The following is a 26,366-nucleotide window of genomic DNA, read 5'->3' as shown; positions in this document are numbered from 1 at the left end:
ATTATGCACCTGCGAGGGGGATCGCGCGCCTGGTAAAATACCGACAGTCGCACACAAAGCCCTCGCATCGAAAGATACGAGGGCTTTTTTTTACCCCAACGCAAAGGTAATCGCATGAAGGGAGCAGAATACTTAATCAAGGCGCTGCAAGACGCTGGTACCGACACCATTTTTGGCTATCCGGGAGGCGCCATCATGCCGGTCTATGACGCGATCTACGATAGCAGCATCCGTCATGTCCTTTGTCGGCACGAACAGGGAGCCGCCCTCGCCGCTGATGGCTATGCCCGCTCCAGTGGCCGCCTGGGTGTATGCCTCGCGACATCGGGGCCCGGTGCCACCAATCTTCTCACGGGAATTGCTAACGCCCACCTGGACTCCATTCCGCTACTGGCGATCACCGGACAGGTCGCCTCACCGGTGATGGGAACCGATGCTTTTCAGGAGGTAGATATTCTTGGAATGTCACTGCCTGTGGTCAAACACAGCTTCCTGGTACAGAGGGTTGAGGATCTACCGCACATTGTGCAACAGGGGATCGAGATCGCTACTACGGGGCGACCCGGCCCGGTCCTGATCGATATTCCTAAAGATATCCAGCTTGCCGAGTTTGAGCCCGATCCGGTTACCCCGACCGAGACCATACCGACCCTATGCGATGAAGAGATCCTGCAACGCGCTCGCGAAATGATTCTGCAAAGCCGGCAGCCCATTCTCTACAGCGGGGGCGGTGTTGTGCTAGCCAATGGGGTGGATGAGCTGCGTCATTTCGCGCTCACAAGTAACATTCCCAGCGTGACAACGCTCAAAGGAATAGGCAATCACAATGTCGACGACGGCTGCCACCTCGGCATGCTCGGCATGCACGGGACCCGTGCAGCCAATCTGGCGGTTCACGACTGCGACCTTCTGATCGCCGTTGGTGCCCGTTTCGACGACCGTGTTACCGGAAAACTGGACGAGTTCGCCCCGAACGCGAGGGTTATTCATCTCGATATCGACCTCGCAGAAATGGGCAAGTTACGCCAGCCCGATCTATCCCTACGGGGAGATCTCAAACACTCCCTGCACGCTTTGCTGTGCACGCCTGATATCGATCCGTGGCGTCAGCAGTGCAGCGACCTGAAGCAAAAGCACCGCTGGCGCTATGATCATCCGGGACCGGGTATATGGGCACCGAAACTGATCAGGGAGCTGGCCGACCGCAGCAATCAAAGTCAGATAATCAGTTGCGATGTGGGCCAGCACCAGATGTGGATTGCCCAGCACTATCCAGCCAGCCACCCCAGCCGTCACCTCAGCAGCAGCGGCCTGGGAACGATGGGCTACGGGCTGCCCGCCGCCATTGGCGCGCAACTGGCAAACCCCGAGTGCAGTGTGATCAATGTCTGCGGTGATGGCTCATTTATGATGAACATTCAGGAACTGGCCACGCTGAAACGGTACCAGCTACCGGTCAAGGTGCTGATACTCGACAACCAGCGACTGGGCATGGTGCGGCAATGGCAGGAGCTATTTTTTACCGAACGCTATAGCGAAACCGACCTCAGCGATAACCCTGATTTTGTAGCGATCGCCCGGGCCTTTGGTATAGAGGCCCGCCATATCGAGCGTGCCGATCAGGTCAGCGAAGCGCTCGACGAACTGCTCAACAGCCCCAGCAGTTACCTATTGCATGTCAGCATCAACCCACAGGAAAACGTTTGGCCACTGGTACCGCCAGGGGTGTCAAATACGCAAATGATGGAGCAAAATTATGAATCGTTTTAATCTTCGCCTGGTGGCACGCAACACCCCCGGCAGCCTTGAGCGTATCCTCAATACCAGCAGAGTACGGGGATTTAACATCAATGATTTTAAGGCCGCACTCGATAGTCAGCACAACTATGCGATTGAGATGGCGGTGTCCGGTGAGCGTAATATCGAGCAACTGATCCTGCAGCTGACCAAACAGTTCGATATTCGTGAACTGGAACATCGCCGCTGCCGGGACGCGAGCTAGCCACAATACTCTCTATTCAGCGCCCCAGCAGAAGGGTGAATAGGGAGTTATCTATTGTTGCCAGTCAACCAGACCATAGCGCTCCAAAATCTTATGCAGGCGCCCATCTGCGCGCAAGCGTTCGACACCTTCGCCAAGAAGACGAACATAATACTCCGAGCTTTTCAGGTTCGGGGAACAGGCAATATAGAGGTCATCGGGGGTATGCATACGCCCCACCTCGACTACCTTTCCCTCCTGCCCTGATCGTTTCAGCGTTGCATTCATTACGTTGGGGGATGCGACGAGCAGCTCGACACGCTTGGCCTGCAAGAGGCTGATATTGCGCTCCAGTGGCGCATTACCTGTGGTTATCTGTAGATTGGGAGAGCGACGATTGCGCTTGATGTAGGCATTGAGTTCATCGCCATAACTGTAGCCGCTGATCACCGCCACGCGCACCCCGTTAAGGCTCGCTACCGAAGAAAACTGCCACCCCCTGTTTTCGGCTAGCGCAAAGAAAGCCACATCATCCCGCCCCATACTCACCTTGGGGTAGAGAAAATCGGGGGCATCGCCGCGAAAAGCCCCCACCACGCAATCGATATTCCCCTTGCGCGCCTCCAGCAGACTGCGCGACCAGGGCATCAACAGATAGTCGAGCTCGTGATCGGCATCCTGCAGTATTTCAGTAGCCAGTTCCACCATATACCCCGGATAGTCACTGCTCGGTTCCCCGTTATAGGGGTACCAGATATCCGCTGCGAGACGCATTGTATCGGCCTGCACCGCGGGCATCATCGCAAACGCCAACAGTGCGCCAAAAAGCCTCTGCCGTATCAGGAATACCAGAGTATTACCTCCCTTATACCGTTTCACTGGGTCAAGCCAGTCCATGCATTAGTCATCCGAGTCAGATAGGAGGAATCATAGCAGCCAGATCAAGGCGGCGCGAGATCCTTGCCAGGGCCCAGCAGGAGCTGCTAACGTGCACCGCTCGCTTTTGCACCAGGGCTATTATGCACTCTCAACGATCCGGCCTTTTCGCATTGCATACAGGGTGCCTGCTGCTTGGGGGAACTGCGCTGTTCTCCAAGCTATTGGACCTGCCTGCACTGGATATCACCCTGTGGCGCAGCCTGATCGCCGCCCTCGCCCTGGCCCTCTTTGTTGTTGCCCGAGGCTCCTCCTTGCGACTGGCCCGAGCCACCGACTATGCCATCATTCTGGGATTGGGCCTGGTACTCTCGGTTCACTGGGTGACCTATTTCCACGCGATGCAGGTATCGACAATTGCCATCGGTATTATCGCTTTCTTTTCCCACCCAGTTATAACGGTATTGCTGGAGGCACTGTTTCATCGCCGCCAACCTCCCCTAAGGGACCTGATCTGTGCATTCTGGGTCATCGCCGGGATCGCGATCATGCTGCCCGGCCTGAGCGGAGGCAGTACAGCCAGTGGCGTAGGCTGGGGACTATTCTCTGCGTTGCTGTTTAGCCTGCGCAATATCGCGTATAAACGCTACTGTAGCCACTACGAAAGCTCCCTTGCGATGATGTACCAGTGCCTGGTGGTCGGGGTGGTATTGCTACCCTTTGAAGGGGGGGCGTACTTCTCGCAGGGGATGCAGGAGTGGGCTCTATTGGTGCTACTGGGCATAGTATTTACTGCAACCCCGCACACCCTGTTTTCGGTCAGTCTCCGCTTGTTACCCGTTGCCACTGCGAGCCTGATCATGTGTACCGTTCCGCTCTACGCGGTGCTATTGGCAACATTGTTACTCGGTGAAATCCCGGAACTACGCACCCTGATGGGTGGCGCTATGGTGTTAGGCGCAGCTACCTACGAGTCCCTGCGAGCCAGCCGCCAACTCAGCTCCCCGCCTCGTCACTAACAACCAGATTGCGCCCCGCCTCCTTGGCACGATAGAGGTTTTGGTCGGCCTGCTGAATCACGGCATCCAGCGAATTCCCGGGGGAGACACTCAAGCCGACACTGATCGTCACCGACAACTCGCCCTGCTCGGTGGGTACCTGCAGCTGTGACACCAGCTCCCTAAAACGTTCGAGCAGGCGGTACGCTTGCTCCTCCCCGAGACCTGATAACAGCACGCAGAACTCCTCTCCTCCCATACGGGCGGCGACAAAGCGAGTAAAACTCCGTTTAAGCTCCCCTGCTACTGATTTGAGCACATCGTCACCGATGGCATGACCGTAGGTATCGTTAACCTGTTTGAAGTGATCAATATCGATCATCGCGATGGCGAACACCCCACCCTTCTTGCACGCTGTGTCATAAATAGGCTGTGCCTGTTCGAAAAAATAACGGCGGTTATCGAGACCCGTAAGGTAGTCCCTGTTTGCCATATTCCGCACCGCCACTAGCAGTTCGCGCTGCTCGATATTGTGCATGACCCGACAGTGCAACTCTTCGTGGTAAAAGGGTTTTTTGAGGAAGTCGTTGGCTCCGGCCTTGATAAAGCGTGCCGATAGCGAGCGTTCGCCGGCCGAAAGTCCAATGATAAGGAGATCATCGTAGCTTTTTTGCTGGCGGATCTCTTTAACCAGCTGGCAGCCATTCATGCCCGGCATATTATAATCGACGATCATCAGGGTCAGGTCAGGGTTTTGCCCTAGCAGCTCCAGCGCCTGCTCACCCGACTCCGCCAATATCACTTCATACAGATGCGTTAGCAAAATCTCTTTAACAAACAACCGGGCAGAACTGGAATCATCGACCACCATCAACGTTAGGCGTTGATTGCGAGCTAACTTCGATAACAGGCTAACGGCGTATTCATAGGAAAGCCGCCCCTCCTTTTCAACGTAGTCAACGACACCACTGGCAAGCATCTGCTCCCGCTGGGCTTCGTTAAAACTTCCGGTCAATACAATGGTGGGTATCTGATGCTGGCGAATACGCTCTACCGCCTCGCCATTCGGCGCATCCGGAAGGTTGAGGTCTACTATGGCGGCAAAAAATTGCGATGCCCCCTCCTCCATCATAATGTCCACTTCGGCCAGGGTTGCCGCGTAAACCGGCTCAAAGTCGACCTGCTGTCGCATAAGGTAATCCATCACCTTTAGTACGGTCGGGCTATCTTCAACAATCAACACCTGCTTCATTCACTACACCTTTGTGCCATCGATTCATTCCCTGATTGCAACTCAACTCCAGTATAGTGCGATCAGGCTCTGGCTTGTTGTTTTTGCAGTGGTTTTATTCCCTTGATCAGCAGGTGAGGTAATAAACGATACAGTGGCATGCGCAAGTAATGACCTCGAAGATAAACCATAAACTCACTGACTAAGTGACGCGCAGAGACCGGCTCCTCCGCGGCTATGTTGAACACACTGTAGTAAAACCAATCCATCGCTATCCTGGCCGGCGCTCCGGGGGCAATCAGGCTGAGCTGTCTACGAATAGCTTCATCAATAGGGGTCGACAGGTAACGCTCGCTGTAACGTAACCCGTAGTAGAGGGATCGCTGCAGATGGAGCTGCTCTGCCCTGCCCAATAGTTGTTGCCGCTGTTGCTGAGACAGCTCCCGGTAGAGCAGGTCGATATCGACCAATCCTCGAACCCCCTGCTTGACCTCGCCTTCGTGAAAGAGATGGGACGCACAGTGCAGCAATCGATCGACCCCATCTGGCACTTTGGCCCCCCCGGCAAGGGTAACGGCCGTCGCAAACAGTTGCTCTGCATCCGGTAGGTGGCGTGCCGTACGGGGTAAGATATTGTGGTGCAGATCCAGTACGGTACCCCGTTTTACATGCACCATCGGGGGTAGCTCATGCATAAAGCGGCGATAATATTGCTGATCATAGGCGTTTGCATGGGTCGAGACCCAACCCTGATCGCGCAGCTCCTGTTCCGCCTTGTGCAGGTCCGACTCAGGCACCAGCAGGTCAATATCTGAAAACAGGCGCCCCTGGGAGTTGGCGCTGCCCGCCAATAGATACGCAGCGCCTTTCAGGTAAATGTGCGGGATGCCGGCATCGTTAAAAATTTTCTCGAGATGCTCCACCTCATACAAAACTGCTCTGTGTTGGGCCGCCATCTGAACCGCGGCGCTATCAAGCTGGTGACGGACAAACCCTGGCAATCCCTCTTCGCTACTCTCCTCTGTCCGCAGACGCTGTATCCGCCCCGTAACCTCTGCTTCGCGAGCGCTCCTGAGCAGACGGTCCCACTGCTGTGTGGTCAGTTCAGCCAAGGTCAGGCGCTGGCTCAGCACATCCAGCAACAGGTTATCCAAGGGTCGCCTCCAGAGTATCAATCCCGGCGGGCACGCCCTCAACCAACAGGGCCGCCACCTCCTCAAGGGACGAGTAGGTCAGTTGGTGGCAGGTGCTCTGCCTGACCAGCTCCGTTAAGGTATCGAAACCGGCAACCCCGTGCAGCTGATAATTAAACGCCTGCTGTTGCAGGTACATCATCGCGGTGCCCCGGCGTACCCGGGTGATGACCGTTTCACTTTCACGGGCGTAGCGGGGAAACAGTATCCAGCGGACCGCCGCCGATTCACCTCCCCTGAGCACGGCATCAAGCGGTGCTTTTACATGGGCCACACTCCCCTTTTGGGTGTCGTTGACCACCTCGCTCATCACCATCTGCGGAGCAAATTCGCGGATCACATCGATGGAGCGGTTCTTTAAACTGATGGGACGCACAAAAGGCTGCACCCGCCGGGTCCGGGGGTCGACCAGCGCCAGCTCATCAGAAAGCAGCCTCCAGCCTCGGGCCACCAACGCCGCGCACAGGGTGCTTTTGCCATTACCGGAAGCGCCGGGTAGTAACAATGCCTCATCCCCACGGGCCACCACGGCGCAGTGTAATATCAGGTAGCGGTGCATATGGTTGGCGACACACCAGTTCAGGCCCCACTCCAGCAGAGGAAAAGCCTGGTTTCCCGGCAGTGGCTTAAAGGGACGAAGACGGTCCAGAAAAAAATTCACCTGGGGTCGCACCCATCTGCGCCACCCGTTGCCTGCTCGAACGCTAATATGAAAATCGGCCCAATCCCCCTCCAGGGCGACGGGGTAATCCCCATAAAGCCGGGCAACCCCCTCGGCAAGGGCGGGTTCGGTACTGCGAAGGTGGAACAGGAAAGGGGGCGCCTGCAACCAGACCCCCTGGTCTCGTAGCGCTGAATCTAACTGATGCTGCTGGAGGTCTGTTATTCGCATTCCCTGGCTCTGACAATCCCCAAATACTCCAACTCCATAATCAAGCGGGACAGGGGAATTTGCAAGCCAGACAGGTTTAGCTGTTGCAGCGAAGCCAGAGAGATCGGCCCCTCTGCGAGCCGCGTTATGAGATCTGCCGCCTCGCCCTCGAGCAGGTGCGTATTTCCACTGCCAAGATTATAAGCGACGACCTGATCATCCAGGGAACAGAGATGAATACGGGGATCAAGCACCAGCGAATTGAACTCTACGGGGCTCAACCGTAACCCCGCTGATTCAGCATTTCGTAAAACTCTTTAAGGTCGCTGCCTCCAGGTCCTACGCCCTGATTCCAGTAACTAAGGATATCATCAGCAGTGTAACCAAAGCTGACACCCCTCTCGACGGCAAAATAGACCGAATTCAACAGCGCGGCCACGGCGTGGGCACCCAGTCGATAGCGGTCGTCGTGCCCCTCTTTTTGCATCACCTCAAGCATGGAGGGCGCTGGCTCATCGTCAAAATAGCCGGATCTATAACTAAACACATCGTTGAACAACGTGCCCCCTTCCAGAGCCGGTGCCTGTCTTCCGTTGTTTACGCGTAACCTGCCGCTCGGGAGCTCTCCCGGTGTGTAGGGCTGCGGCCAGTCCATCAGGTGGTTTTTCCAAAAGCCCGGGGTCAAACCGGCGCACACCTGGGGTTCACCCGGAGCAGAAAGATTGCCCGACATCATACCGGACACCGTGCACTGGTTACCCAATACCGGGCGACTGACCGCCGTTAGGATAAACGGCGTCGCCCCGATTAGCGACTTACGCAAAAAATCCCGGCGAGGAGCAGCAGCGCCCGCAGGGGCTGTATTGGAAGGCTGCGTATTTTTGTTAGATCTCGATTCCATGATCACTTTCTTCCGTTATGGCCGCTTTCGACCAAACTACCGCGCCACTGGCCGCTCAAAACGCGATACGCCACTGGCTGCAGATATCGCTGCAATAAATGCTCCAGTAAAAAAATCTACAACCTGATCAGCAGGTTAGAAAACAATCATGCCGGGACTGGATCAACACTGTAAAAAACTCCGACAAACCTGCCAACAGTTCCCACCTCAACAGTGTGGTACAGGGATCAACCGGTCGCAAGGGGCCGCGAGGTATCCGTAATCCACTCACTCCATGAACCGGGGTACAGCCTGGCCACCGGAAACCCTGCGAGTTCCAGCGCGAACAGGTTATGGCAGGCGGTAACCCCCGAGCCGCAGTAGCATATCGTCTCGGAGGAGTCGCTTGGCAGCGAGCTAAAGCGCTGACGAAGCTCGGCTGCTGACTTGAAGCGGCCATCGCGCCCCAGGTTCTCTTCGAAGGGGTAACAGTGCGCGCCGGGGATATGCCCCGCAACAGGGTCGATGGGCTCCTGCTCGCCCCGAAAACGAACCCCTGCCCGAGCATCCAACAAAGTAAAGCGCCCACTATCGAGCTGCTCCAGAATATCCTCGGCCGTGACCACCATCTGTAAATTGGCCTTAACCATCAGGGGGCTAGCCGGTTGTGCCGCATCTGTTTGCGCCTGGGTAACCTCTGCCCCCGCTGCTTGCCAAGCCCCATAGCCACCGTTCAGGAGGAATACGGACTCTATACCCAGATACCGCAGCAGCCACCATAGCCTGGCCGCCATGGCACCGTTTCCATCATCGTAAACCACTACTCTGGAATCATTGCCGAGGCCGCACCCTTGCAAAAACTGCGTCAGCGCATCCACATCGGGCAGCGGGTGGCGCCCTTTCTGGCCTGAACCAAGCGGGGCAGAAAGGTGCTGCTCGAGATCAGCGTAGTGGGCCCCGGGAATATGCCCCTGCTGAAAGGCCCGGGAGCCATAGTCTTTATCGGCCAACGAAAACCGGCAATCAAAAATAACCCAGTCGGGGTTCCCGATCTGTTGCTGCAACTTCGTAACTTCAATTAACCCCTGCCCGCCATTCGACATCGTCCCAGCGCTCCCTTTTAAAGTCGATCCTATCGACAACTAATATGGTTGTGACCCAGCTATCGGAATATGACACTCCCTTTCGCTAGCCTCAAGTAGGAGGGCTCGACTTACCCTCTTTCGCTGTTATAGTAAAACAGCATAAAAAAACCCCACACAGCGCGAAATAAGCCATGAGCAATGCCACTGCGATTCCAATTATAACGGCCGATGGAAGTGAGAATACCCTCACGCTGTATCGCAGCGATGGCGAGGCACAGGCACCCGTCGTGCTGTGCATGCCCGCAATGGGGGTGGCGGCCGACTACTACCAGCCCCTCGCCGAAGCCTTGTGCGCCGCGGGCCTTCACGCCGCTACCGCAGACCTGCGCGGCATTGGTGCAAGTTCGGTTCGCGCCTCGCGCAAAGTCAATTTCGGCTATGAGGAGATGCTGGAGCAGGAGTGGCCCGAGCTGATCAACTGCCTGCGCCAACAGTGCCCCGACAGCCCCATCTATCTGATGGGCCACAGCCTTGGTGGGCAACTCAACACCCTCTTCCTGGCCGAAAACTCTGAGCAGGTTGCCGGCATGATCTTGATTGCAGCCTGCAGTATCCATTACAAAGGCTATGCGCGGCCATTGCGCCTTCTTTTAGCCACCCAGTTCCTCAGCTTCCTGAGTCAGCTGCTGGGCTACCTTCCCGGCAAGAAACTTGGGTTTGGGGGCCGAGAAGCCCGGCAACTGATCAAGGAGTGGGCGCACTGCGCGCGTACCGGTAACTACAAACTCAAACGACGGGGAACCTCACTGGAGGAGAAACTGACAGCCGTGACACTGCCGGTGCTCGCGATCTCATTCGAAGAGGATTGGATGGCTCCCCGGCAAGCGGTGGTGAAACTCTACGACAAGCTGGCAGCAGCAGAGATTACCCATCAACACCTCTCCGGAGACGCTCTGGGTATTGCACATCTCAACCACTTTAACTGGGCCCGGGATCCCTCCGTTTTGGTGGCCCGTATCGACAACTGGATACGATCTGTCTCACTCCCCCCTCGCCGGGTCAATCAAAGCGAGTAGCGGTAGCGGACACCCGAGAATTTCGGCGATCGTACGCAGCAGCTCCAACTCCTCGACAAGCACTTTTTCATCCGCCATCACCAACCCCTGGCACGCGTCCAGCAGGCGTTTTTTGTCCCTCGGCCTGAGCGCCTCCAGAGCCAACAGGGCACGAGTGACCTCAGCGGGATTAAGGCGCTGAGCCGGAATAACCCCGACATCCTTTACCTCCAGCGACGCGTACGCCACAGCACAATGCTCCGAGGCTTGCGACAAAGACAAGCGCCCCGCAAGTGCCAGCCAGGAGAAAAGCTGGCGCAGATGTCGTAGCTGCGTAACCAACTTTACCGGAGCATTCGCCTTCAAGTCAGGGCGCAACTGCTGTACCACCAAGGCCTGCAAGGCCCATTCAAACAACGATATTTTGCCATCGGCAGCAATCAGCTGCTGAATCGTTCGGGCCGCCGTTGACCTCTGATCGGCAGGCAGTTGTTTTAAAGCTGGCAGTGCCAGGTTCACTACCGGCAGTCGCTGTAGCCGAGGCAAACCATCGAGTAGCTTTACATGATCGCAGAAGATTCCAAAACGCTGCGAGCCCCAGTCGTTGCGCAGAAGACGCAGCTGTTTTTCACGCACCGCGCCCTCCCGCCCAAGCAGCAACCCACAAATGATAACCAACGCTCCATCCGTCTGATGGGCCAACTGCTGCAACTGCTGGGGCAGTTCATCCAGCAACCGTCTCGCGCTGGCCCGTTGCGCTGGACCGGCACGCCCTACCCGCCGCGAGACAAGCTGGGCTTTATCCGCAACCAACCCGGTCACACCTGCAACGGCTTCCAGACCGGATGTCGCCGCATCAATTCCCTGCACCTCTCCAACCCCTTCCAGAAAATCTCCACGCCACTGCGGCTCCAGGCGAGTGATACGCTGGGGCAACGGTGGGTGAGTTGCGAACAACCCGCCCACCCAACTGCTTACGGCTTTGGAAAACATCATATGGGCCGCGTCGGCAGCTAAGGGGGTATTAAGGGTGGATGAGAGGGGGTAGCCGCCAATTCGCTTTAGGGCATCGGCCAAGCCCCCGGTATTGCGGGTATATTGCACGGCGCTGGCATCGGCCAGAAACTCCCGCTGGCGTGACACCGCTGAGCGAATCAGGCCCGCAAAAAACACCCCACTGTAACCAATAACCAGCAACCCTACCCCCACCAGGGATAGCGATGCACCGTTGCGGCTGCGGCTCGAACGGTAGCGTTGGCTACGCAGCATCTGGTACCCCAGGCTGGAGATCATGGTAATACCGTGGAGCACGCCCATGAGTTTGAGATTCAGGCGGCTATCACCGTGCACCAGGTGGCTGAACTCATGGGCCACGACCCCCTCCAGCTCATCCCGACTGAGGCGTTCGATACACCCCCGGGTGAAACCCAGTGCTGCGTCGTCGAGGGAGAAACCTGCCGCAAAGGCGTTAATGGCGGGTTCGTCATCCAGAATATAGAGCTGGGGGACCGGTGCGCCGCTGGCGATGGATATCTCCTCCACCAGATTCCGTAACACTAACTCACGCAGGTCATCGGGACCCCCTGTTAGCTGGCGCCCGCCCATTGCACGCATCAGGGTACCGGAGCCCTTCCCAAGGCGAACCAGTTTAATCAGGGAGCCTGTCAAAACGATGCCTCCGATCGTCACCAAACAGGCTAAAAATAGCTCAGGGGTTAGATAGAAACTCAGGGAGTGGGCGAGGTGAACGCCCTGTTGCGCGTACCACAACACTGTCCCCATCATCACAAACGCAAGCAGCACCAGACTCAGCACCGATGTCCCCATTAACATCACTAGCCAGACGCTTTTGCGCCTGGCGTCCTCCTGCGCCTGAAAAAAGTCCACGTTGCGATCGTTCCCCTTTAAACGTATCAGAATGAGACGTTGGGAGCCTGCTGAATCTGTTCGGCGTCATCGAACTCCAACAGGGTCGCATCTTGCGGGTGGCCAAAGCTCCCGGCAAACATCAGCTGCGGAAAACTGGCGCGATAGATGTTGTAGACAGTCACTGAGTCGTTATAAAACTGGCGCGACTTGGCAACTCGATTCTCGGTGCTTTGCAGCTCCTCCATCAGGCGGTGCATGGTTTCGTCGGCCTTCAGGTCCGGGTACTGCTCTACGGTCACACTCAAGCCCTGGAGTGCTCCCAGCAGTGCGCTTTCGGCACCCGCCAGCTGCTTGACCGCGTTACCATCGAGTTTGCCCCCCATCGCCTGTAGCAATGAAGCGGCCGTATTTCGCGCCTGAATCACCCTTTCCAGCGTCTCGCTTTCGTGCTTGAGATAGCCCTTGGCGGTGTTAACCAGATTGGGGATAAGATCATGGCGCCGCTTGAGCTGCACTGAGATCTGCCCAAACGCATTCTCATAACGATTTTTACGACTCACAAGGCCATTAAAAATACTGACCACGTAGAGCACCACGGCTCCTGCAACGGCCAGGGTAACAATAGTGCTTAGTTCCATCTGCCAAACTCCTGTTATTGGGTAGCCGGGGTATCAACTACCTGGTCTTCGTTAATAATTACCTTGTCCTTTAGCGCCTTCTCGACGTCAACACCATCAACGGTTAGCGGCTCACGGACAATAATTCGAATCGTCTCCGGGGACTCTCCGGTAGCAGGCGCCGAGGATGAACCCGCGTTCTGCTGGGATACCCCATCCGCTGCCGTTAGCGCGGGGTCAGCGTCTGCTGCAAGCTGTGCGGGAACTACCGGTGCCGCCCCCCCGGACTTATCGGCCGGAACCGGTGCGGATATCGGGTCGAGGGGTTCAACCCGCTCCGCCGGAGTGTCCACAACAATCGTTTCGCGCCCCGAAAACCAGCTCATCGCCAGTACGATCAGGATGATAACCCCGGCGACCACCGCAATCGCCACACGTGTCTCTCGCCCCATCATCATCCCCATTGGTTTATTGATCTACCATTAAAAGTGAAAGCAGGTATCGACGCCAGTCCCGACCCAAGAAATACTGCTAATATGGGATAGCATCAACAGATTCGAGGTGCTCCATGCTGGCCACCGCCTATCTCTTCCAGGAGGAGGGCGAGCAGCAACTGTTAGGCAAACTGCTGCCCAAAACTCACCGATTGCTGCAACCGGAACCGCAGCGCCTGTATCTCTGCATCCACTGTCGGCAGGTTCTTAGCGACCAACAGCAACTGCTGGCGGTCAAGGGCGCGCACGAGCACTACCGTATCAATCCCGCAGGTGTCGAATTTCGCTTCATTTGCTTGCGCCAGGCCGAAGGGTGCCGTATAGAGGGAGCGCCAACCCGGGAAGCCAGCTGGTTTTCAAGCCACTTGTGGCAATGTGCCCACTGCACTGGCTGCCATACCCAGTTAGGGTGGTACTTCAGCGGATGTGAGCCCGCATTTTTCGGATTGATCAAAAACAAGCTACTCGTCGAACTGGCGGGCTAGCTGCACGCGTTCGGCGCTACCCACCCAAGCTGCTATACTGCGCGCCCTCCTTTTCACTCATTGAAATCCTTATGCAGATTGTCTTTATCCTGGTCGAACCCGTACTCCCGGAAAACGTTGGGGCCGCAGCACGCGCCCTTAACACCATGGGGTTTTCCCAATTGCGCCTCGTCAACAGCCAGCACCACCGGGAAGAGAAAGCCCGCTGGTTGGCCCACGGCTCTCGTGACATCCTCGACCAGGCCCTGAGTTATCCCGAGCTGGCCAGTGCGACTGCCGACCTCGATCTGGTCATTGGCACCACGGCCAAAAAAAGGCACCAACGAAATTACATCTATACCCCACAGGAGCTAAAGCCGCTGATTGCGAATAAATCCGATAGCTGCAAGGTCGGCATCCTGTTTGGGAGGGAGGACCAGGGTTTGGCCAACGACGAGATCGCCCGCTGCGATCTACTGACCAGCATTCCCCTTGCGGCCAGCTATCCTTCCCTCAATTTGGGTCAGGCTGTGATGCTATACGCTTGGGAGCTGAACCAACTGGAGCCCCGACACAAACAGGATCTGGCTCCCACCGACCTCAGACCGCAACTGCACGCCCTGCGTTCAAAACTCAATACATTACTGGATTCTGTTGGGATTGCGCGGAGCTCCAAGGAGAGCCAGTGGGTGACAGAACGGCTCGGCGTGCTGGCCGAGCGCGACATCCATTTTATGCACACTCTGGTAAACAGCGTAAAACGTGCTCTCCCTGAGGCTACTGAATCTGATAGTGACGAGACAGAAGCGCCTTAAACTCCTTCACAACCTGTAGCGCTTCTCGCAACAGATCTCGTTCCAACCGATTGAGTTTTTTAATCTCAATATCGTTGGAGCCGAGGGCCCCAGCAGCAGGGTCATTGAGTCTCGCGATCTGCTGCTTGAGGCGGATCTCCACAAACAGGCTTAGGGCTTCGCTGATATTATCCGCGGTCGCCGCTTCAATCACCTGAGCCTTCACCAACGCCGCCAGGCGCTTATAGGAGTTGGTCTCCTTTATTTTGTTTTCCAACGACAGGGTGCGCAGCCCATTAACCAGCGGAAAGATGCCTCCTTTCTTAATGTCGATGCCCTCATTGGAGGTTTTAAGATTGCCGAAAAAGGTCAGTGGCGTACTGAATTCCAGGGATCCTCTGGCCATATGACCGAGGGTGACCAGATCCTGGCGTGGCTGCTCAATCAAGCGTTTCTGCCACTTTTTAAACAGCTTTTTATCACCGCCAATTGGATGGGCGTCCAGCACAATCGCCAAATCGATCATGGCATCAGGGGTGGGGGTAGCAAACCATTGGCCGATCTGCTCCTGCCAGCGGTCCTCTTCCATCACCCACTTGGGGTTATTCACCATCACCTTGCCTGGGCAGGGAGGAAAACCAAAGGAGACCAGCTCTTCACTAAATTTGTCGAGTAGCGCCGGTAACTCCTCGTGGACAAAACCATTACGAACGATGAGCGCATTATCCTGATCGGTTTTAAGGATCTGTTCGCCCCGGCCCTCACTACCCAATACGATCAGACAGGTATTGTTGAGCACCTCCTGGGGCATTACATAGCGGAATAGCTTGGACATGATACGAGCATTGAGCGCCGCCAGTAGGTCCATCGCAAAGGGGATACGGACGCCCAGTTCGATGAGTGACTCCACCAACCCGTTCAAATCCTTCGCTGCGCGCCTCAATTGCGAAATTGAGGAGGCCTTTTCAATCTGCAGCCCGATCACATGGGAGTGGCTGGAGAAGAATGAAAGGATGTCGGTTAGCTCTACAATACCGGCCAACTTATCCTGCTCCATCACCACCACCCGCTCGATGTGGTGGCGAGTCATCATTACCAGCGCATTGAACAGAAAGTCCCCTTTCTCGACACACACCAGTTTGTAGCACGCATAGTTACCCACCGCCTCGTTGCGATCGGCATCCTCGATTATCAAGGCCTTAAGGAGGTCGGTGCCGGTAATCATGCCGTATTTACGATCACGAACGACCAACACGCAATCCTGCTTCTGAGCGCGCATCTCACGCACGGCCTCATCAATACTGGTATCTGCCGGCAACACCAGTGGCTGGCGCATACAGTCAGCATCGATCTGGGAGATCATAAAACTATTGGCATCGCGAGATCGAGCGGATCGGTTCCACAGCTTGGCTTTAGCCGCCAGGCGCTCGCGAAAAAAATTGCCGAAGTTTTTATTATCGGAGATCAGGGTTACAAAGCTGGGCTTATCCAGGGTTAAGCAACGGGTTTTTTCAAGGGCTGTGAAGCGGTGCTGGCTGATCCCGTTCATTATGGCCAGGGCGCCGAAGCAGTCATCGGCGATATAGTGGGTGATCATCCCCTCGCCATCTTCGGCGTTGGGATCCGTCTCTCCCACTACCCCCTGTTGCACCACAAAAAAATCATCCACGATCTGGTCTGCGTCAAAAATGACGCTATCAGGCTCATACTCGCGAACCTTCAAGTGGGTCATCAGAAAATCGAGCTCTTCCCGGGAAAGGTATTTGAATGGCGGGTGTTGAATATCCAGCGTGTGCCCACTGCTTAGGGTCTCTGACATCGGTCCGACTCCTTGGTTTTATTTACTTCCGAGTCAGCATAGTTCATCAACCGTACAAATTTTATGACCCATGCCGCTAAATTGAGTAGCCGAAACCATTGTCAGGCAATAATTACGTTGTCTTGTCCTGAAATAAGTTGACACTTATTTTGATAAAAACGCCCGATGTACTGCATCGGGCGTTTTGTATTCTAGAGCCATATGCGGCCGCGAGCTATTGTAAAGTTCAACCGATTGATGGACCATTTCAGCAGCCTGCTTCAGATCCTGCGGTTTGGCTACAAGGTATTCGTTTTTCAGAATGCCGTTAATACGCTCTGCCAAAGCATTCTGGTAACAGTCATAACCATCGGTCATAGAACAGGTCACACCGTACTTCTCATGAGCTTTCTGATACAGATCAGAACAGTACTGAACACCTCGATCTGAATGATGTATCAAGCCGCAGGGGTGCTTATTTGTTGATAGCGCGTTCCTGTAAGCCTGTATAACTGACCTGGTTTTTAGATCACCATGCACGTGGTACCCAACAATTCGCCGTGAATATGCGTCCGTCACAAGACTTAAATAAGCCTCTCCTTGATGTACAGGAAGGTACGTGATGTCTGCAACCCATACCTGATTTGGTGATACAGCAGTCACCCTAGACTTACCAGGCTTCAGCAGGTTGGGGTGTTTATAAAACCGGTGATGGCTATGCGTAGTTTTATGGTATGCGCGCCGATTGGGAACCAATAAACCGTTTTCACCCAGGAGTTTAAATAGGCTGTCACGCCCAATACTCATGCCGAGACTCCCGTCATTAGTGAGCAGATAATGAAGCTTGCGCCCACCCATACGGGGATGGCTCGCACGAATACGCTGAACACTATCAACAATATGAATATTACGAGCCAACTTGAGCTTTTCTGTTATACGACGCTTATAAATAGCTTGCCGGCTTACACCGAGTAAAAGCGCCGCTCTGGTCACCGTGAGAGTTTTTATGACTTTTTCTTCGATGACTTGCCCCGAGGCTTTTTTACAACGCTTACCCCGTAATCGCGTTTGAGGACATCGATCACGGCTTCGAAGAAATCAGCTTTCTCCTTTGTTAACTCAAGCTCTCGCTCAAGTGCTTTGATACGCTGCTCAGGCGTTAGTTCTTTCTCAGACATAGGCGCACCCGCTGGATGAAACGGTGTTTTCCCTTCCCTCCAATCTAATTGACCATGTTTTCTAAGCCAAACTAAAACTGTCGAACGGCCCTGGATGCCATAACGATCTTGAGCTTGATGATAAGTCATCTCACCGCGCTCCACTTGAGCAACGACCGCTAGCTTAAAGGCAAGGGAATAATCTTTCTGGGTACGCTTAGTTACTGATTTCATGCCACTTCTCCATTTTTACTGAAAAAGTGTCAACCGTATTCAGGACGGGTCACGTCCACAAAAAAGGGGAGCCTAGGCTCCCCTTTTCCTACTACTCATTGCATCACTTAGTGAGCACTGGCAGTTCCAGCACCGCGAGGTACACGGATACTTTCAACCAGCTCCTGGATCTCCTTGGGAGGAGGAGGAGTCATGCTAGACACCGCAAAGGACACGATGAAGTTGAGAATCATACCCAGGGTACCGATACCCTCGGGAGAAACACCCAACAACCAGTGCGCTGCGTTGTTATCACCAGGCGATACGAACTTGAAGTAAACGATGTAGCTGAAGGTGAAGGCCAGGCCAACAGACATACCAGCGATCGCGCCTTCCTTGTTCATGCGCTTGTAGAAGATACCCATCAGAATAACGGGGAAGAAGGAAGCCGCCGCCAATCCAAAGGCGAATGCCACCACCTGCGCCACGAACCCTGGAGGGTATATACCAAACAGTCCGGCGATAGTAATCGCTATGACTGCTGCAGCACGAGCTGCCAGCAACTCCTGCTTCTCGCTGATGTTTGGAGCGAAGGTCTTCTTCAACAGGTCATGAGATACCGCGGTAGAGATTACCAACAGCAGACCGGCAGCAGTAGACAGCGCCGCAGCTACACCACCGGCAGCTACCAGGGCAATAACCCAGTTAGGCAGGTTAGCGATCTCAGGGTTAGCCAGTACCATGATGTCACGGTCGACGTACACTTCGTTCGCGTGTGGAGCTTTGCCTACCGGCTTGGCTTCAGTATTCGCGTTGGTTACCGCACGCTCACCGTTAGGTCCACGCTTGTCGCCATCGAATGCAGGCTTACCGTTGCCGGTGAAGGCCTTACCGTTAGCATACTGTACCTTGCCGTCGCCATTGACGTCGTTCCAACCGATCAGGCCAGAGCTCTCCCAGTTCTTGAACCAGGCAGGCATTTCAGCGTAAGCAGTACCGGAACCATCTGCACCGTTAACGGTGTTGATCAGGTTTACACGACCCATTGCAGCTACCGCAGGAACGGCAGTGTAAAGGATAGCGATGAACAGCAAAGCCCAGCCAGCAGAAGTACGAGCATCCTTCACCTTAGGTACAGTGAAGAAACGCACGATAACGTGAGGCAGTCCCGCAGTACCACACATCAGTGCAGCGGTGATGAAGAACATGTCGATGGTCGACTTCTTACCTTCGGTGTACTCCTTGAAGCCAAGATCGGTAACCAATCCGTCAAGGGTAGCCAATACGGATTGACCGCCATCCAGGGTAGCCCCGAGGCCTGTCTGTGGCAGTACGTGACCGGTGATCTGGTAGGTCAGGAAGACCGCAGGTACGGTGAAGGCGAAGATCAGTACGCAGTACTGAGCAACCTGTGTGTAGGTGATACCCTTCATTCCGCCCAATACCGCGTAGAAGAACACAACCGCCATACCAATAACGACACCTGTGTTTACGTCTACTTCGAGGAAGCGAGAGAATACGATACCAACTCCACGCATTTGACCCGCTACGTAGGTGAAGGAGATGAAGATTACGCAGATAACCGCAACCAGTCGAGCCGCACTCGAGTAGTAACGATCACCAACGAAGTCCGGCACAGTAAACTTACCAAACTTACGCAGGTACGGCGCCAACAGCATAGCCAGCAGTACATAACCGCCGGTCCAGCCCATCAGGTAGCCTGTACCGTCTGATCCCATGAAGGAGATAATACCTGCCAGGGAGATGAAGGACGCTGCTGACATCCAGTCAGCCGCAGTAGCCATACCGTTAGCCAGTGGAGGTACGCCACCGCCAGCTACGTAAAACTCTTTAGTCGATCCGGCGCGTGTATAGATCGCGATACCGATGTAGAGAGCAAAAGAACCACCTACGAATAGGTAGGTTAGCATTTGAAGATCCATTGTAATGGTGCCCCTTAGTTGTTTTTATTCGTGGACGTCGAACTCTTCATCCAGTTTATTCATGCGTATTGCGTAGGCGACGATCAGCCCGACGAACACAAAGATTGAACCCTGCTGGGCGAACCAGAAACCGAGTTTAAAGCCAAAAAATGGAATGGCGTTTAAAGCGTCGATAAACAGAATTCCACATCCATAGGACACGACGAACCAGACGACCAGAAAGCTCATAATTATTTTGATATTAGCCTTCCAGTACTCCTGCGCCCTTGTTTCAGCTCCTCCTTTGGAGGAGACGGCGTTTTCTGCACTCATGATGACAGTCCTTCTCTACTTATTGTTTTAGGGTTTTGTTTTTACACGGCTCCTAATGTAACAACCGCACCTAGAGGGAACATTCGACCTTGGTCTAAATGTCGAAACGCACCAACAAAAAAAGAACATTAATTCATATTTATCAATAAGTTAACATCGCCAAGCCGGGCTTGTGACAATAGTCTGTTAGACTAAGGGTTAGCAGTAATGAAATAATGGCGATGGCGCACAAAGACAAATTATGGCGCGACATTCAACGCCGATTTCCCCATCAAATATTCCGAAGGCCGCCAATGAGTGACCGATAGGCGCGCGCAATTGGGTGCCTTATACCCGCAATGGAGATGCGTACTCCCTCCAACACCCCGACAAAGCCAGTGCCCCTCATTGATTTCACCGCCAAACCGTTTTCAATTTGTGATATACCTGAGCTTGCACTATCCGGCCCCGAGATAACGGGTGCTATCCCGGCGTATCGCCACCAGTAATCGTGAACTATCCCAACAGGAGTATCACAGTGGTAAAGAAGGAACTGGTTTCCACTATCGTTAGCCCGCTAGGCACTATGAACGTGCTATCCAATGCCGAAGTCAGCATGCTGCAAGATACCAATCACGGTGGCCTGTATCACTTATTCAGGCAATGCGCACTGGCAGTACTCAACTGTGACGAGACCTCTGACAACCCTTATAACCTGATCGAGGAGTTCGATAGCTTTGATATCCGCATCGTGCAGGAGCACCGCGGTCTCAAACTGGAACTGATCAATGCCCCTGGCAGTGCTTTCGTCGATGGCAACATCATCAAGGGTATCCGCCAGAGTCTGTTCTGTGTTGTCCGCGATATTCTCTACGTCTCCAGTGAGCTAAGGGGTAGCCCGCGCTTTGAAAATGGGGATTCCTCAACCCTGACGGATCTGGTCTTCCATATCTTACGCAATGCCAAGGCCCTCATCCCCAAACAACTACCCAATGTGGTGGTATGCTGGGGAGGACACTCTATCGGGCAGGGTGAGTACAAATACACCAAAAAAGTGGGTTATCAACTGGGCCTGCGCGGCCTCGATATCTGCACCGGCTGTGGTCCCGGGGCCATGAAGGGTCCAATGAAAGGTGCCAATCTTGGCCACGCCAAACAGCGTATCAACAACAGCCGGTTTATTGGCATTACCGAGCCCGGCATCATCGCGGCCGAGTCTCCCAACCCCATCGTCAATCAACTGATCATTTTACCGGATATAGAAAAACGCCTGGAGGCCTTTGTCCGCTTTGGACACGGCATTGTGGTTTTCCCGGGGGGACCAGGAACCTGCGAAGAGATTCTCTATATACTCGGAATCTTGCTGCACCCGGATAACGCCCACATCCCCTTCCCCTTAATCCTCACCGGGCCCGCCGAAGCGGAAACCTACTTTGAGCAGATCGACCGGTTTATCGGCGATACCCTCGGCCCCGACGCCCAGCATCGTTACAAGATTATTATCGATAACCCCAGAGAGGTCGCACAGCAGATGCGCTTAGGGCTGGACGAGGTCACCCGCTTCCGTCGCAGCACCGGCGACGCCTATTACTATAACTGGTTGTTGCACATAGAAAAGAGCTTTCAGGTCCCGTTCGAGCCTAGCCATGAAACGATGAGGGCGTTGCAGCTGGATCGCAACCAACCTACCCATCAGCTGGCGGCCAACCTGCGGCGAGCGATGTCTGGCATCGTCGCAGGAAACGTAAAACGCAGCGGAATCGACACCATCAGGGCCCATGGCCCCTTCCAGCTCAGTGGAGACCCTTCCATTATGGAGGATATGGACCGCTTGCTCGGATCCTTCGTTAAACAGCAGCGGATGAAGTTACCGGGCAGCACCTACGAACCCTGTTACGAGATCATACGCAAGAGCGAATAAGCTAGCTCCCCTCCCCGAGCGCTTCGACCAGCTGGCCGGCAAAATAGTCCACCGCAGGCCAGTTGGTAAACTCATAGCGTTGGCCACCCTCGAGAGGGCCTCCGGTCATGCGCATAATCATCCGAATTAACAGGCGATCCCACCAGGGATAGCGCTCGTATTCGAGTGCTCCAGCAAACACCGCCTGATATCGGGGCTGCCAATCATTACGTTGTAAGAAACGCTTGAGGTAGGGATTATTCTCCGGGCCGGAACGACTGGCTTTACGGGCCGTAAGATTTACCGACACCATGGCCGAGGGTTGTGACCTGAGTTGAGGAGCATAGCGCCGCACAAACTCTCGGGCCTGGTGCAGATGTTGGCCATAACGAATGGGCGAGCACACAACAGGAAGCTCGCCTGGTTTCAGCGGCCAAGACTTAACGCCGCTTAATTCCAACACACGAACCTCAACCCCAGCCTCTTTAAGGCAGCCATGGATACGCTCAATGATGCGCCGGGTTTGACCGTCCTGGGTGGCGTAAAGTAGTGCAATACTTTCCATAGCATTCTCCCCTTCCCTACAAATCGGCATATCAATTAGCGTTATTGAGTCTCGAAAAATATAGAAGTTAGCGCGTTATTCATAGCATTCCTTTGCTATTTCGTTAACTTGTAAAGGACTGCGTTAAAAATAACAAATAATCGCGGGGTTCATGGAATGACTATTCAACAATTGCGTAATGGAACAACACGCTACTCGATCGATGCGATTAACATTCGCACTCATCATCAGGGCTATATCGCCGAGATCATTATCGATAACGTCCCCCACACTCTCAATCGGCAGGATTCCGGCCAACCGCTGGTGTTCGCATCAATCCACGATATTAAATCCAGGCTCGGCGATACCCACGCCGGTGAGGTCAACCTGATTACCGACAACGGGGTCAGTCAAGTCTAGGAAAACAAACTGCCATCGCAGGAACAGGGAGATAAAAAAACGGCGCTCTTGGGCGCCGTTTTTTTTGTGAGCCGTTAGTGCTTATAGAGCTTGGGGTTCATAACATCCCGCAGCCAGTCACCAAGCAGGTTTACCACCAACACCAGCACCACCAAAACAATGCCGGGAATAATGGTAATCCACCAGGCGCCACTGAAAATATACTCGAAACCGCTACTGATCAGCGCACCCAACGACGGCTCCGAAACCGGCATCCCCAACCCCAGAAACGACAGCGCCGCCTCACTGATGATCGCGTTTGCTATCTGCACCGTGGAAATTACCAGAATTGGTGACAGACAGTTGGGCAAAATATGACGAAACATAATTCGCCCGGTGCCAAAGCCCATCACCCGTGCAGATTGAACGTACTCCTTTTCTTTCTCCGCCAAGACCGACGCACGAATAGTACGAGCATACTGGGGCCACTCCGCAATACCGATCACGAGGATCAGCATAATCATCGCAAGCTTGCTGTACAGCTCGGTACCAAAGGATGCCTGAAATACTGCCAGTACAATAATGGCGACCATCATAGTAGAAAATGACAACTGTATATCTGCCATCCGCATCAGGAAGTTGTCGATGCGCCCCCCCAGATACCCCGCACTGAGACCAATCACCACGCCAAGAAATGCTTGTAGCATAACGGCACACAAACCAATTGTGATAGATACTCGTGTTCCATATAGAATAGTACTGAGCATATCCCGACCCTGGGCGTCGGTGCCCAGAAGGAATCGCTCATCGGCCTCATCTTCCCAGACAGGGGGAATCTCCGAGTCCATGATATCGATAGTTGTCATATCATAGGGATCGAAAGGAGCCAGTACCGGGGCCAAAAACGCGGCCATAACAAATAGCATAAACAGCGTAAAACTAACGATCGCTACCTTGTCACGGGTAAAGCTGTAATAGAGGTTGGACAGCTTGAAACGCTCCCACTTACTCAGGGCTTGTTGACTCATTGCTTACCCCCAATAAGGTTGACAGTAGGATCTATCAAGCCGTAAATCAGATCCACGATGGTATTGGTCACCACAAATATGGCGCCCACCACGATCAGGTAAGCTACGATCAATGGCGTATCAACCCGGTTAACTGCTTCCAGAAACATAAAACCCATCCCGGGCCACTGAAACACCGACTCGGTGAGGATGGTGTACGCAACCATCGTTCCGATCTGCACCCCGCCCACGGTAACCACCGGCAGCATAGTATTTTTCAATGCGTGAGAGAACCAGATACGGTATTTTCCAAGCCCCTTGGCCCATGCAAACTTAACGTATTCGGTGTGTAAGGCCTCCACCATTTCAGCCCGTATCAGGCGGATAAACAAAGGCAGCATAATGCTGGCCAGGGAGACGCAAGGCAGCAACAGGTGCAGCAAACCATCTTTGGTCAGGAAACCCGTGCTCCAGGACCCCCACACATGCACCAACTCACCACGACCGTAGGAGGGCAAAACACCTAACTCAATCGCAAACAGATAGATCAGCAAGATAGCGGTCAAAAAGACCGGGATTGATATCCCTATGATACTGAACCCCATAATCGCTTTCGTCAGCGTGCTATGGGGTTTTATTGCACTGTAAACACCCAGCGGTACTGACAGTACAATGATAATAAATGATGCCCCGATCACCAGTTCAAGGGTCGCCGGCAGCTTATTCAAAATAACATCGAGGGCGGGCTCTTTAAAGAAATAGGAGGTACCCAGATCACCCTGCAGGGCCTTACCAATAAAACGCCCGTACTGAATAAAGAAGGGGTCATTCAGGCCCATCTCCTGGCGCATCTCCTGGCGCTCTGACTCGGATACAGATTGCCCCAGCATTTCACGCAGGGGGTCACCCAGATTATCCTGAATAGAGAAACTGATGATGCTGATGACAAACATCACAACAACAGCCTGTAGTAACCGTTTAAATAAAAATAGAGCCATGAAAATAACCGTTTAGCGAAAAACGGCTACCGACAGCAGCGCTGCCGGTAGCGTTCGGTAGCGAGCTAGTGCGTAGGCACTTACTCGACAACCAGGTCCCCGAGGTAGGGGAAGTTCATTACGTTGACAACCGCGTCCAGCTTGACGTTCTTACGGGCGCCCCAAGCCAGATTCTGCCAGTGCAGGGGCACAAACGCTGCTTCTTCGTAAAGCGTACGCTCAACCTGCTGCAGCATCGCGGCACGCTTGGCCGGATCGGTTTCGCTGGCAGAGTCCTGCACCAGCTTGTCGACCTCAGGATTACAGTAGTTACCGCTGTTGTACTGTCCCCATCCGGTTTCCTTATTGGCACAAGCGGCCAGGAACTCGGTGAAGTTGGCGGAGTCTTCGGTATCCGAGTGCCAACCGATCATCATCATATCCGCCGCGCGGGCATCGAACTCAGGCCAGTACTGCGCCTTGGGCATGGTCTTGAGGTCAACCTTGATGTTGATCTTGGAGAGCATATTAGCCGCAGCCTCGGCGATCTTGGCATCATTCACGTAGCGGTTATTGGGCGCCATCATGGTGATGCTAAACCCGTCCTCGTAGCCGGCATCCTTCATTAGCTGCTTGGCTTTTTTGAGGTCATAACGAGGCTTTAGCGACGCATCATAGCCTGCATATCCCTTAGGACCTTGCTGGGCGCCTGCTGTCGCAAAACCACGCATAATCTTCTGGGCAATCGCTTCGTTGTTGATCGCGTAGACGACCGCCTGACGAACACGAGCATCCTTGAACGCTTCGACCCGCTCCTGGTTCATCTGCAAAGTGATGATACGGGTACCGGGCATAGTCACCAGCTCGGTGCCGCCGTTCTTGCTGATACGGCCGTGATCGGTCGGTGGTACCGGCGCGATGAAGTCCACATCACCAGACAACAGAGCCGCAACACGGGTTGGGCCCTCTTTGATAGGCGTCAATACGATTTTGTCGACGTTGCCGGGAGACTTTTTGTCCCAATAGTCAGCAAAACGCTCGAAATCAACCTTTACACCCTGCTCCCGTGCCGTCACCATGAACGGACCGGTACCGGATTCGTTGCGTGAGGCGAAGGTATCGCCGTGTTTCTTCAGCAGACCCTTGGGCTGTCCCTTATCATCGTTTCCACTATAGAACTTGCTGTCCATGGGAAAGATGTAGGTGGCCGAGTTCAGCACCAGCGGGAAAGGCTCCTTGGTCACCAGATCTACGGTATGGTCATCGATGACGTTCAGTGCTTCGAAAGGCCCAAAAATAGCCTTGAAGTCCGGGCTGGAAAGCAGACGATCCCAGGTCCATTTCACATCGGCGGCGGTCATGGTGTTACCGGAATGAAACTTGACGCCCTTGCGCAGGAAGAAACGAACGGTACGATCATCGATCCGCTCCCACTTCTCCGCCAGGCGCGGCTCCATGCCCAGATCCTTGGTCCAGCGAACCAGTGGATCGAAGACCATGTGCGAGTATTGCAGGGTTCCGCCCGACAGCTGCTCATGGGGATCCATCGAGACCGGATCAGCATCATAAGCCATTTTCAGGGTTTTGGCCTGAGCCCCAAGGCTCATGCCGGCAGCCAATACGGCGCCTGCCAGAATGGCAACTCCTCTTTTCATTTTATTACCCCTAAGTAGTATGGATAGTAGCCACCGAAGTGGCCTTTATTGTCAGGTTCGAGTATAGACTCTCT

The 26,366-nt window shown here is 54.3% G+C and carries 26 protein-coding genes; 8 read left to right on the top strand and 18 right to left on the bottom strand.

What is annotated here, in order from left to right:
- Positions 1-114 precede the first annotated feature (114 nt).
- On the top strand, positions 115-1,770 hold the full coding sequence (gene ilvG, locus ACP3PW_RS10910; protein ID WP_426416724.1) for an acetolactate synthase 2 catalytic subunit: 1,656 nt from the start codon (positions 115-117) through the stop codon (positions 1,768-1,770).
- Positions 1,757-2,002, top strand: coding sequence for an ACT domain-containing protein (locus ACP3PW_RS10905; RefSeq protein ID WP_426416723.1), 246 nt, complete (start codon positions 1,757-1,759; stop codon positions 2,000-2,002). Before ilvG ends, ACP3PW_RS10905 begins: the two co-directional genes overlap by 14 nt.
- Positions 2,003-2,053: 51 nt before the next feature.
- Here ACP3PW_RS10905 and ACP3PW_RS10900 read toward each other — a convergent pair whose 3' ends face one another.
- Entirely contained in the window at positions 2,054-2,878 is an 825-nt protein-coding gene (locus ACP3PW_RS10900) for a substrate-binding periplasmic protein (protein WP_426416722.1), read from the bottom strand.
- Positions 2,879-3,000: 122 nt separating this feature from the next.
- Here ACP3PW_RS10900 and ACP3PW_RS10895 point away from each other — a divergent pair, with 122 nt between their 5' ends.
- Complete coding sequence (locus ACP3PW_RS10895; protein ID WP_426416721.1) at positions 3,001-3,876, top strand: DMT family transporter; 876 nt, start codon at positions 3,001-3,003, stop codon at positions 3,874-3,876.
- Here the strand turns inward: ACP3PW_RS10895 and ACP3PW_RS10890 are convergent.
- From ACP3PW_RS10890 to ACP3PW_RS10865, 6 genes are all read right to left on the bottom strand, one after another.
- Entirely contained in the window at positions 3,854-5,107 is a 1,254-nt protein-coding gene (locus tag ACP3PW_RS10890; protein WP_426416720.1) for a GGDEF domain-containing response regulator, read from the bottom strand. The genes ACP3PW_RS10895 and ACP3PW_RS10890 overlap by 23 nt on opposite strands.
- Before the next feature lie 62 nt (positions 5,108-5,169).
- The gene (locus ACP3PW_RS10885) at positions 5,170-6,240 is read right to left on the bottom strand and encodes a nucleotidyltransferase domain-containing protein (protein WP_426416719.1); all 1,071 of its coding nucleotides are present in this window, start codon (positions 6,238-6,240) and stop codon (positions 5,170-5,172) included.
- Positions 6,233-7,171 carry an HprK-related kinase A gene (locus ACP3PW_RS10880; protein ID WP_426416718.1) on the bottom strand — a complete coding sequence of 313 codons (939 nt, stop codon included), beginning with the start codon at positions 7,169-7,171 and terminating at the stop codon, positions 6,233-6,235. Before ACP3PW_RS10880 ends, ACP3PW_RS10885 begins: the two co-directional genes overlap by 8 nt.
- On the bottom strand, positions 7,162-7,431 hold the full coding sequence (locus ACP3PW_RS10875) for an HPr-rel-A system PqqD family peptide chaperone (protein WP_426416717.1): 270 nt from the start codon (positions 7,429-7,431) through the stop codon (positions 7,162-7,164). Before ACP3PW_RS10875 ends, ACP3PW_RS10880 begins: the two co-directional genes overlap by 10 nt.
- Complete coding sequence (locus ACP3PW_RS10870; RefSeq protein WP_426416716.1) at positions 7,428-8,051, bottom strand: hypothetical protein; 624 nt, start codon at positions 8,049-8,051, stop codon at positions 7,428-7,430. Before ACP3PW_RS10870 ends, ACP3PW_RS10875 begins: the two co-directional genes overlap by 4 nt.
- A gap of 227 nt (positions 8,052-8,278) precedes the next feature.
- Complete coding sequence (locus ACP3PW_RS10865) at positions 8,279-9,133, bottom strand: sulfurtransferase (protein ID WP_426416715.1); 855 nt, start codon at positions 9,131-9,133, stop codon at positions 8,279-8,281.
- Positions 9,134-9,306: 173 nt separating this feature from the next.
- Here ACP3PW_RS10865 and ACP3PW_RS10860 point away from each other — a divergent pair, with 173 nt between their 5' ends.
- Complete coding sequence (locus ACP3PW_RS10860; RefSeq protein WP_426416714.1) at positions 9,307-10,191, top strand: alpha/beta fold hydrolase; 885 nt, start codon at positions 9,307-9,309, stop codon at positions 10,189-10,191.
- Here the strand turns inward: ACP3PW_RS10860 and ACP3PW_RS10855 are convergent.
- Genes ACP3PW_RS10855 through ACP3PW_RS10845 form a run of 3 tightly spaced genes read right to left on the bottom strand, consistent with a single transcriptional unit; the run spans position 10,156 to position 13,108 of the window.
- Positions 10,156-12,057, bottom strand: a complete 1,902-nt coding sequence (locus ACP3PW_RS10855) for a M48 family metallopeptidase (protein WP_426416713.1) — start codon at positions 12,055-12,057, stop codon at positions 10,156-10,158. The genes ACP3PW_RS10860 and ACP3PW_RS10855 overlap by 36 nt on opposite strands.
- Positions 12,058-12,083: 26 nt before the next feature.
- Positions 12,084-12,677 carry a LemA family protein gene (locus tag ACP3PW_RS10850; RefSeq protein WP_426416712.1) on the bottom strand — a complete coding sequence of 198 codons (594 nt, stop codon included), beginning with the start codon at positions 12,675-12,677 and terminating at the stop codon, positions 12,084-12,086.
- Positions 12,678-12,691: 14 nt separating this feature from the next.
- Entirely contained in the window at positions 12,692-13,108 is a 417-nt protein-coding gene (locus ACP3PW_RS10845; RefSeq protein WP_426416711.1) for a hypothetical protein, read from the bottom strand.
- Between the two features lie 116 nt (positions 13,109-13,224).
- Between ACP3PW_RS10845 and ACP3PW_RS10840 the strand changes: the two genes are divergently transcribed.
- Together ACP3PW_RS10840 and ACP3PW_RS10835 are read left to right on the top strand one after the other, a co-directional pair.
- Complete coding sequence (locus ACP3PW_RS10840; protein ID WP_426416710.1) at positions 13,225-13,635, top strand: cereblon family protein; 411 nt, start codon at positions 13,225-13,227, stop codon at positions 13,633-13,635.
- Positions 13,636-13,706: 71 nt separating this feature from the next.
- The gene (locus tag ACP3PW_RS10835) at positions 13,707-14,429 is read left to right on the top strand and encodes a tRNA/rRNA methyltransferase (RefSeq protein WP_426416709.1); all 723 of its coding nucleotides are present in this window, start codon (positions 13,707-13,709) and stop codon (positions 14,427-14,429) included.
- On the opposite strand, the gene ACP3PW_RS10830 is transcribed toward ACP3PW_RS10835, so the two are convergent.
- The 4 genes from ACP3PW_RS10830 to ACP3PW_RS10815 form a co-directional block, all read right to left on the bottom strand.
- Positions 14,392-16,227 carry a putative nucleotidyltransferase substrate binding domain-containing protein gene (locus ACP3PW_RS10830; RefSeq protein WP_426416708.1) on the bottom strand — a complete coding sequence of 612 codons (1,836 nt, stop codon included), beginning with the start codon at positions 16,225-16,227 and terminating at the stop codon, positions 14,392-14,394. The two genes, ACP3PW_RS10835 and ACP3PW_RS10830, sit on opposite strands and share 38 nt — an antisense overlap.
- A gap of 144 nt (positions 16,228-16,371) precedes the next feature.
- A protein-coding gene (locus ACP3PW_RS10825; protein ID WP_426416707.1) for an IS3 family transposase occupies positions 16,372-17,597 on the bottom strand; the annotation gives its coding sequence in 2 pieces (ribosomal slippage) (positions 16,372-17,240 and positions 17,240-17,597; 1,227 coding nt in all).
- 107 nt (positions 17,598-17,704) lie between these two features.
- Positions 17,705-19,519: a sodium:solute symporter family protein gene (locus ACP3PW_RS10820; RefSeq protein WP_426416706.1), complete on the bottom strand. Its 1,815-nt coding sequence runs from the start codon at positions 19,517-19,519 to the stop codon at positions 17,705-17,707.
- A gap of 24 nt (positions 19,520-19,543) precedes the next feature.
- Positions 19,544-19,831 (bottom strand): DUF4212 domain-containing protein, encoded by a 288-nt coding sequence (locus ACP3PW_RS10815; protein ID WP_426416705.1) that lies wholly within the window; start codon positions 19,829-19,831, stop codon positions 19,544-19,546.
- Between the two features lie 517 nt (positions 19,832-20,348).
- On the opposite strand from ACP3PW_RS10815, the gene ppnN reads away from it, so the two are divergent.
- Positions 20,349-21,731 carry a nucleotide 5'-monophosphate nucleosidase PpnN gene (gene ppnN / locus ACP3PW_RS10810; protein ID WP_426416704.1) on the top strand — a complete coding sequence of 461 codons (1,383 nt, stop codon included), beginning with the start codon at positions 20,349-20,351 and terminating at the stop codon, positions 21,729-21,731.
- A gap of 1 nt (position 21,732) precedes the next feature.
- Here the strand turns inward: ppnN and hemG are convergent, their stop codons facing one another.
- Positions 21,733-22,275 (bottom strand): menaquinone-dependent protoporphyrinogen IX dehydrogenase, encoded by a 543-nt coding sequence (gene hemG, locus ACP3PW_RS10805; RefSeq protein WP_426416703.1) that lies wholly within the window; start codon positions 22,273-22,275, stop codon positions 21,733-21,735.
- A gap of 156 nt (positions 22,276-22,431) precedes the next feature.
- Here hemG and ACP3PW_RS10800 point away from each other — a divergent pair, with 156 nt between their 5' ends.
- Positions 22,432-22,674, top strand: coding sequence for a hypothetical protein (locus tag ACP3PW_RS10800; RefSeq protein ID WP_426416702.1), 243 nt, complete (start codon positions 22,432-22,434; stop codon positions 22,672-22,674).
- 74 nt (positions 22,675-22,748) lie between these two features.
- Here the strand turns inward: ACP3PW_RS10800 and ACP3PW_RS10795 are convergent, their stop codons facing one another.
- The 3 genes from ACP3PW_RS10795 to ACP3PW_RS10785 form a co-directional block, all read right to left on the bottom strand.
- Positions 22,749-23,681, bottom strand: a complete 933-nt coding sequence (locus ACP3PW_RS10795) for an ABC transporter permease (RefSeq protein ID WP_426416701.1) — start codon at positions 23,679-23,681, stop codon at positions 22,749-22,751.
- Positions 23,678-24,658 carry an ABC transporter permease gene (locus ACP3PW_RS10790; protein WP_426416700.1) on the bottom strand — a complete coding sequence of 327 codons (981 nt, stop codon included), beginning with the start codon at positions 24,656-24,658 and terminating at the stop codon, positions 23,678-23,680. Before ACP3PW_RS10790 ends, ACP3PW_RS10795 begins: the two co-directional genes overlap by 4 nt.
- An 80-nt stretch (positions 24,659-24,738) precedes the next feature.
- Positions 24,739-26,292 carry an ABC transporter substrate-binding protein gene (locus ACP3PW_RS10785; RefSeq protein ID WP_426416699.1) on the bottom strand — a complete coding sequence of 518 codons (1,554 nt, stop codon included), beginning with the start codon at positions 26,290-26,292 and terminating at the stop codon, positions 24,739-24,741.
- Positions 26,293-26,366: the final 74 nt, after the last annotated feature.

It is taken from the genome of Aestuariirhabdus sp. LZHN29 (genome assembly GCF_049985285.1).
Taxonomy (GTDB): domain Bacteria; phylum Pseudomonadota; class Gammaproteobacteria; order Pseudomonadales; family Aestuariirhabdaceae; genus Aestuariirhabdus.
This window is presented reverse-complemented; position numbering and strand designations above follow the sequence as displayed.

Excerpts from the sequence above, each read along its gene's own strand:
- ilvG (WP_426416724.1), top strand. The coding sequence starts at position 115 with ATGAAGGGAGCAGAATACTTAATCAAGGCGCTGCAAGACGCTGGTACC.
- ACP3PW_RS10905 (WP_426416723.1), top strand. The coding sequence starts at position 1,757 with ATGAATCGTTTTAATCTTCGCCTGGTGGCACGCAACACCCCCGGCAGC.
- ACP3PW_RS10900 (WP_426416722.1), bottom strand. The coding sequence starts at position 2,878 with ATGGACTGGCTTGACCCAGTGAAACGGTATAAGGGAGGTAATACTCTG.
- ACP3PW_RS10895 (WP_426416721.1), top strand. The coding sequence starts at position 3,001 with ATGCACTCTCAACGATCCGGCCTTTTCGCATTGCATACAGGGTGCCTG.
- ACP3PW_RS10890 (WP_426416720.1), bottom strand. The coding sequence starts at position 5,107 with ATGAAGCAGGTGTTGATTGTTGAAGATAGCCCGACCGTACTAAAGGTG.
- ACP3PW_RS10880 (WP_426416718.1), bottom strand. The coding sequence starts at position 7,171 with ATGCGAATAACAGACCTCCAGCAGCATCAGTTAGATTCAGCGCTACGA.
- ACP3PW_RS10870 (WP_426416716.1), bottom strand. The coding sequence starts at position 8,051 with ATGGAATCGAGATCTAACAAAAATACGCAGCCTTCCAATACAGCCCCT.
- ACP3PW_RS10865 (WP_426416715.1), bottom strand. The coding sequence starts at position 9,133 with ATGTCGAATGGCGGGCAGGGGTTAATTGAAGTTACGAAGTTGCAGCAA.
- ACP3PW_RS10860 (WP_426416714.1), top strand. The coding sequence starts at position 9,307 with ATGAGCAATGCCACTGCGATTCCAATTATAACGGCCGATGGAAGTGAG.
- ACP3PW_RS10850 (WP_426416712.1), bottom strand. The coding sequence starts at position 12,677 with ATGGAACTAAGCACTATTGTTACCCTGGCCGTTGCAGGAGCCGTGGTG.
- ACP3PW_RS10845 (WP_426416711.1), bottom strand. The coding sequence starts at position 13,108 with ATGGGGCGAGAGACACGTGTGGCGATTGCGGTGGTCGCCGGGGTTATC.
- ACP3PW_RS10840 (WP_426416710.1), top strand. The coding sequence starts at position 13,225 with ATGCTGGCCACCGCCTATCTCTTCCAGGAGGAGGGCGAGCAGCAACTG.
- ACP3PW_RS10835 (WP_426416709.1), top strand. The coding sequence starts at position 13,707 with ATGCAGATTGTCTTTATCCTGGTCGAACCCGTACTCCCGGAAAACGTT.
- ACP3PW_RS10830 (WP_426416708.1), bottom strand. The coding sequence starts at position 16,227 with ATGTCAGAGACCCTAAGCAGTGGGCACACGCTGGATATTCAACACCCG.
- ACP3PW_RS10820 (WP_426416706.1), bottom strand. The coding sequence starts at position 19,519 with ATGGATCTTCAAATGCTAACCTACCTATTCGTAGGTGGTTCTTTTGCT.
- ACP3PW_RS10815 (WP_426416705.1), bottom strand. The coding sequence starts at position 19,831 with ATGAGTGCAGAAAACGCCGTCTCCTCCAAAGGAGGAGCTGAAACAAGG.
- hemG (WP_426416703.1), bottom strand. The coding sequence starts at position 22,275 with ATGGAAAGTATTGCACTACTTTACGCCACCCAGGACGGTCAAACCCGG.
- ACP3PW_RS10800 (WP_426416702.1), top strand. The coding sequence starts at position 22,432 with ATGACTATTCAACAATTGCGTAATGGAACAACACGCTACTCGATCGAT.
- ACP3PW_RS10795 (WP_426416701.1), bottom strand. The coding sequence starts at position 23,681 with ATGAGTCAACAAGCCCTGAGTAAGTGGGAGCGTTTCAAGCTGTCCAAC.
- ACP3PW_RS10790 (WP_426416700.1), bottom strand. The coding sequence starts at position 24,658 with ATGGCTCTATTTTTATTTAAACGGTTACTACAGGCTGTTGTTGTGATG.
- ACP3PW_RS10785 (WP_426416699.1), bottom strand. The coding sequence starts at position 26,292 with ATGAAAAGAGGAGTTGCCATTCTGGCAGGCGCCGTATTGGCTGCCGGC.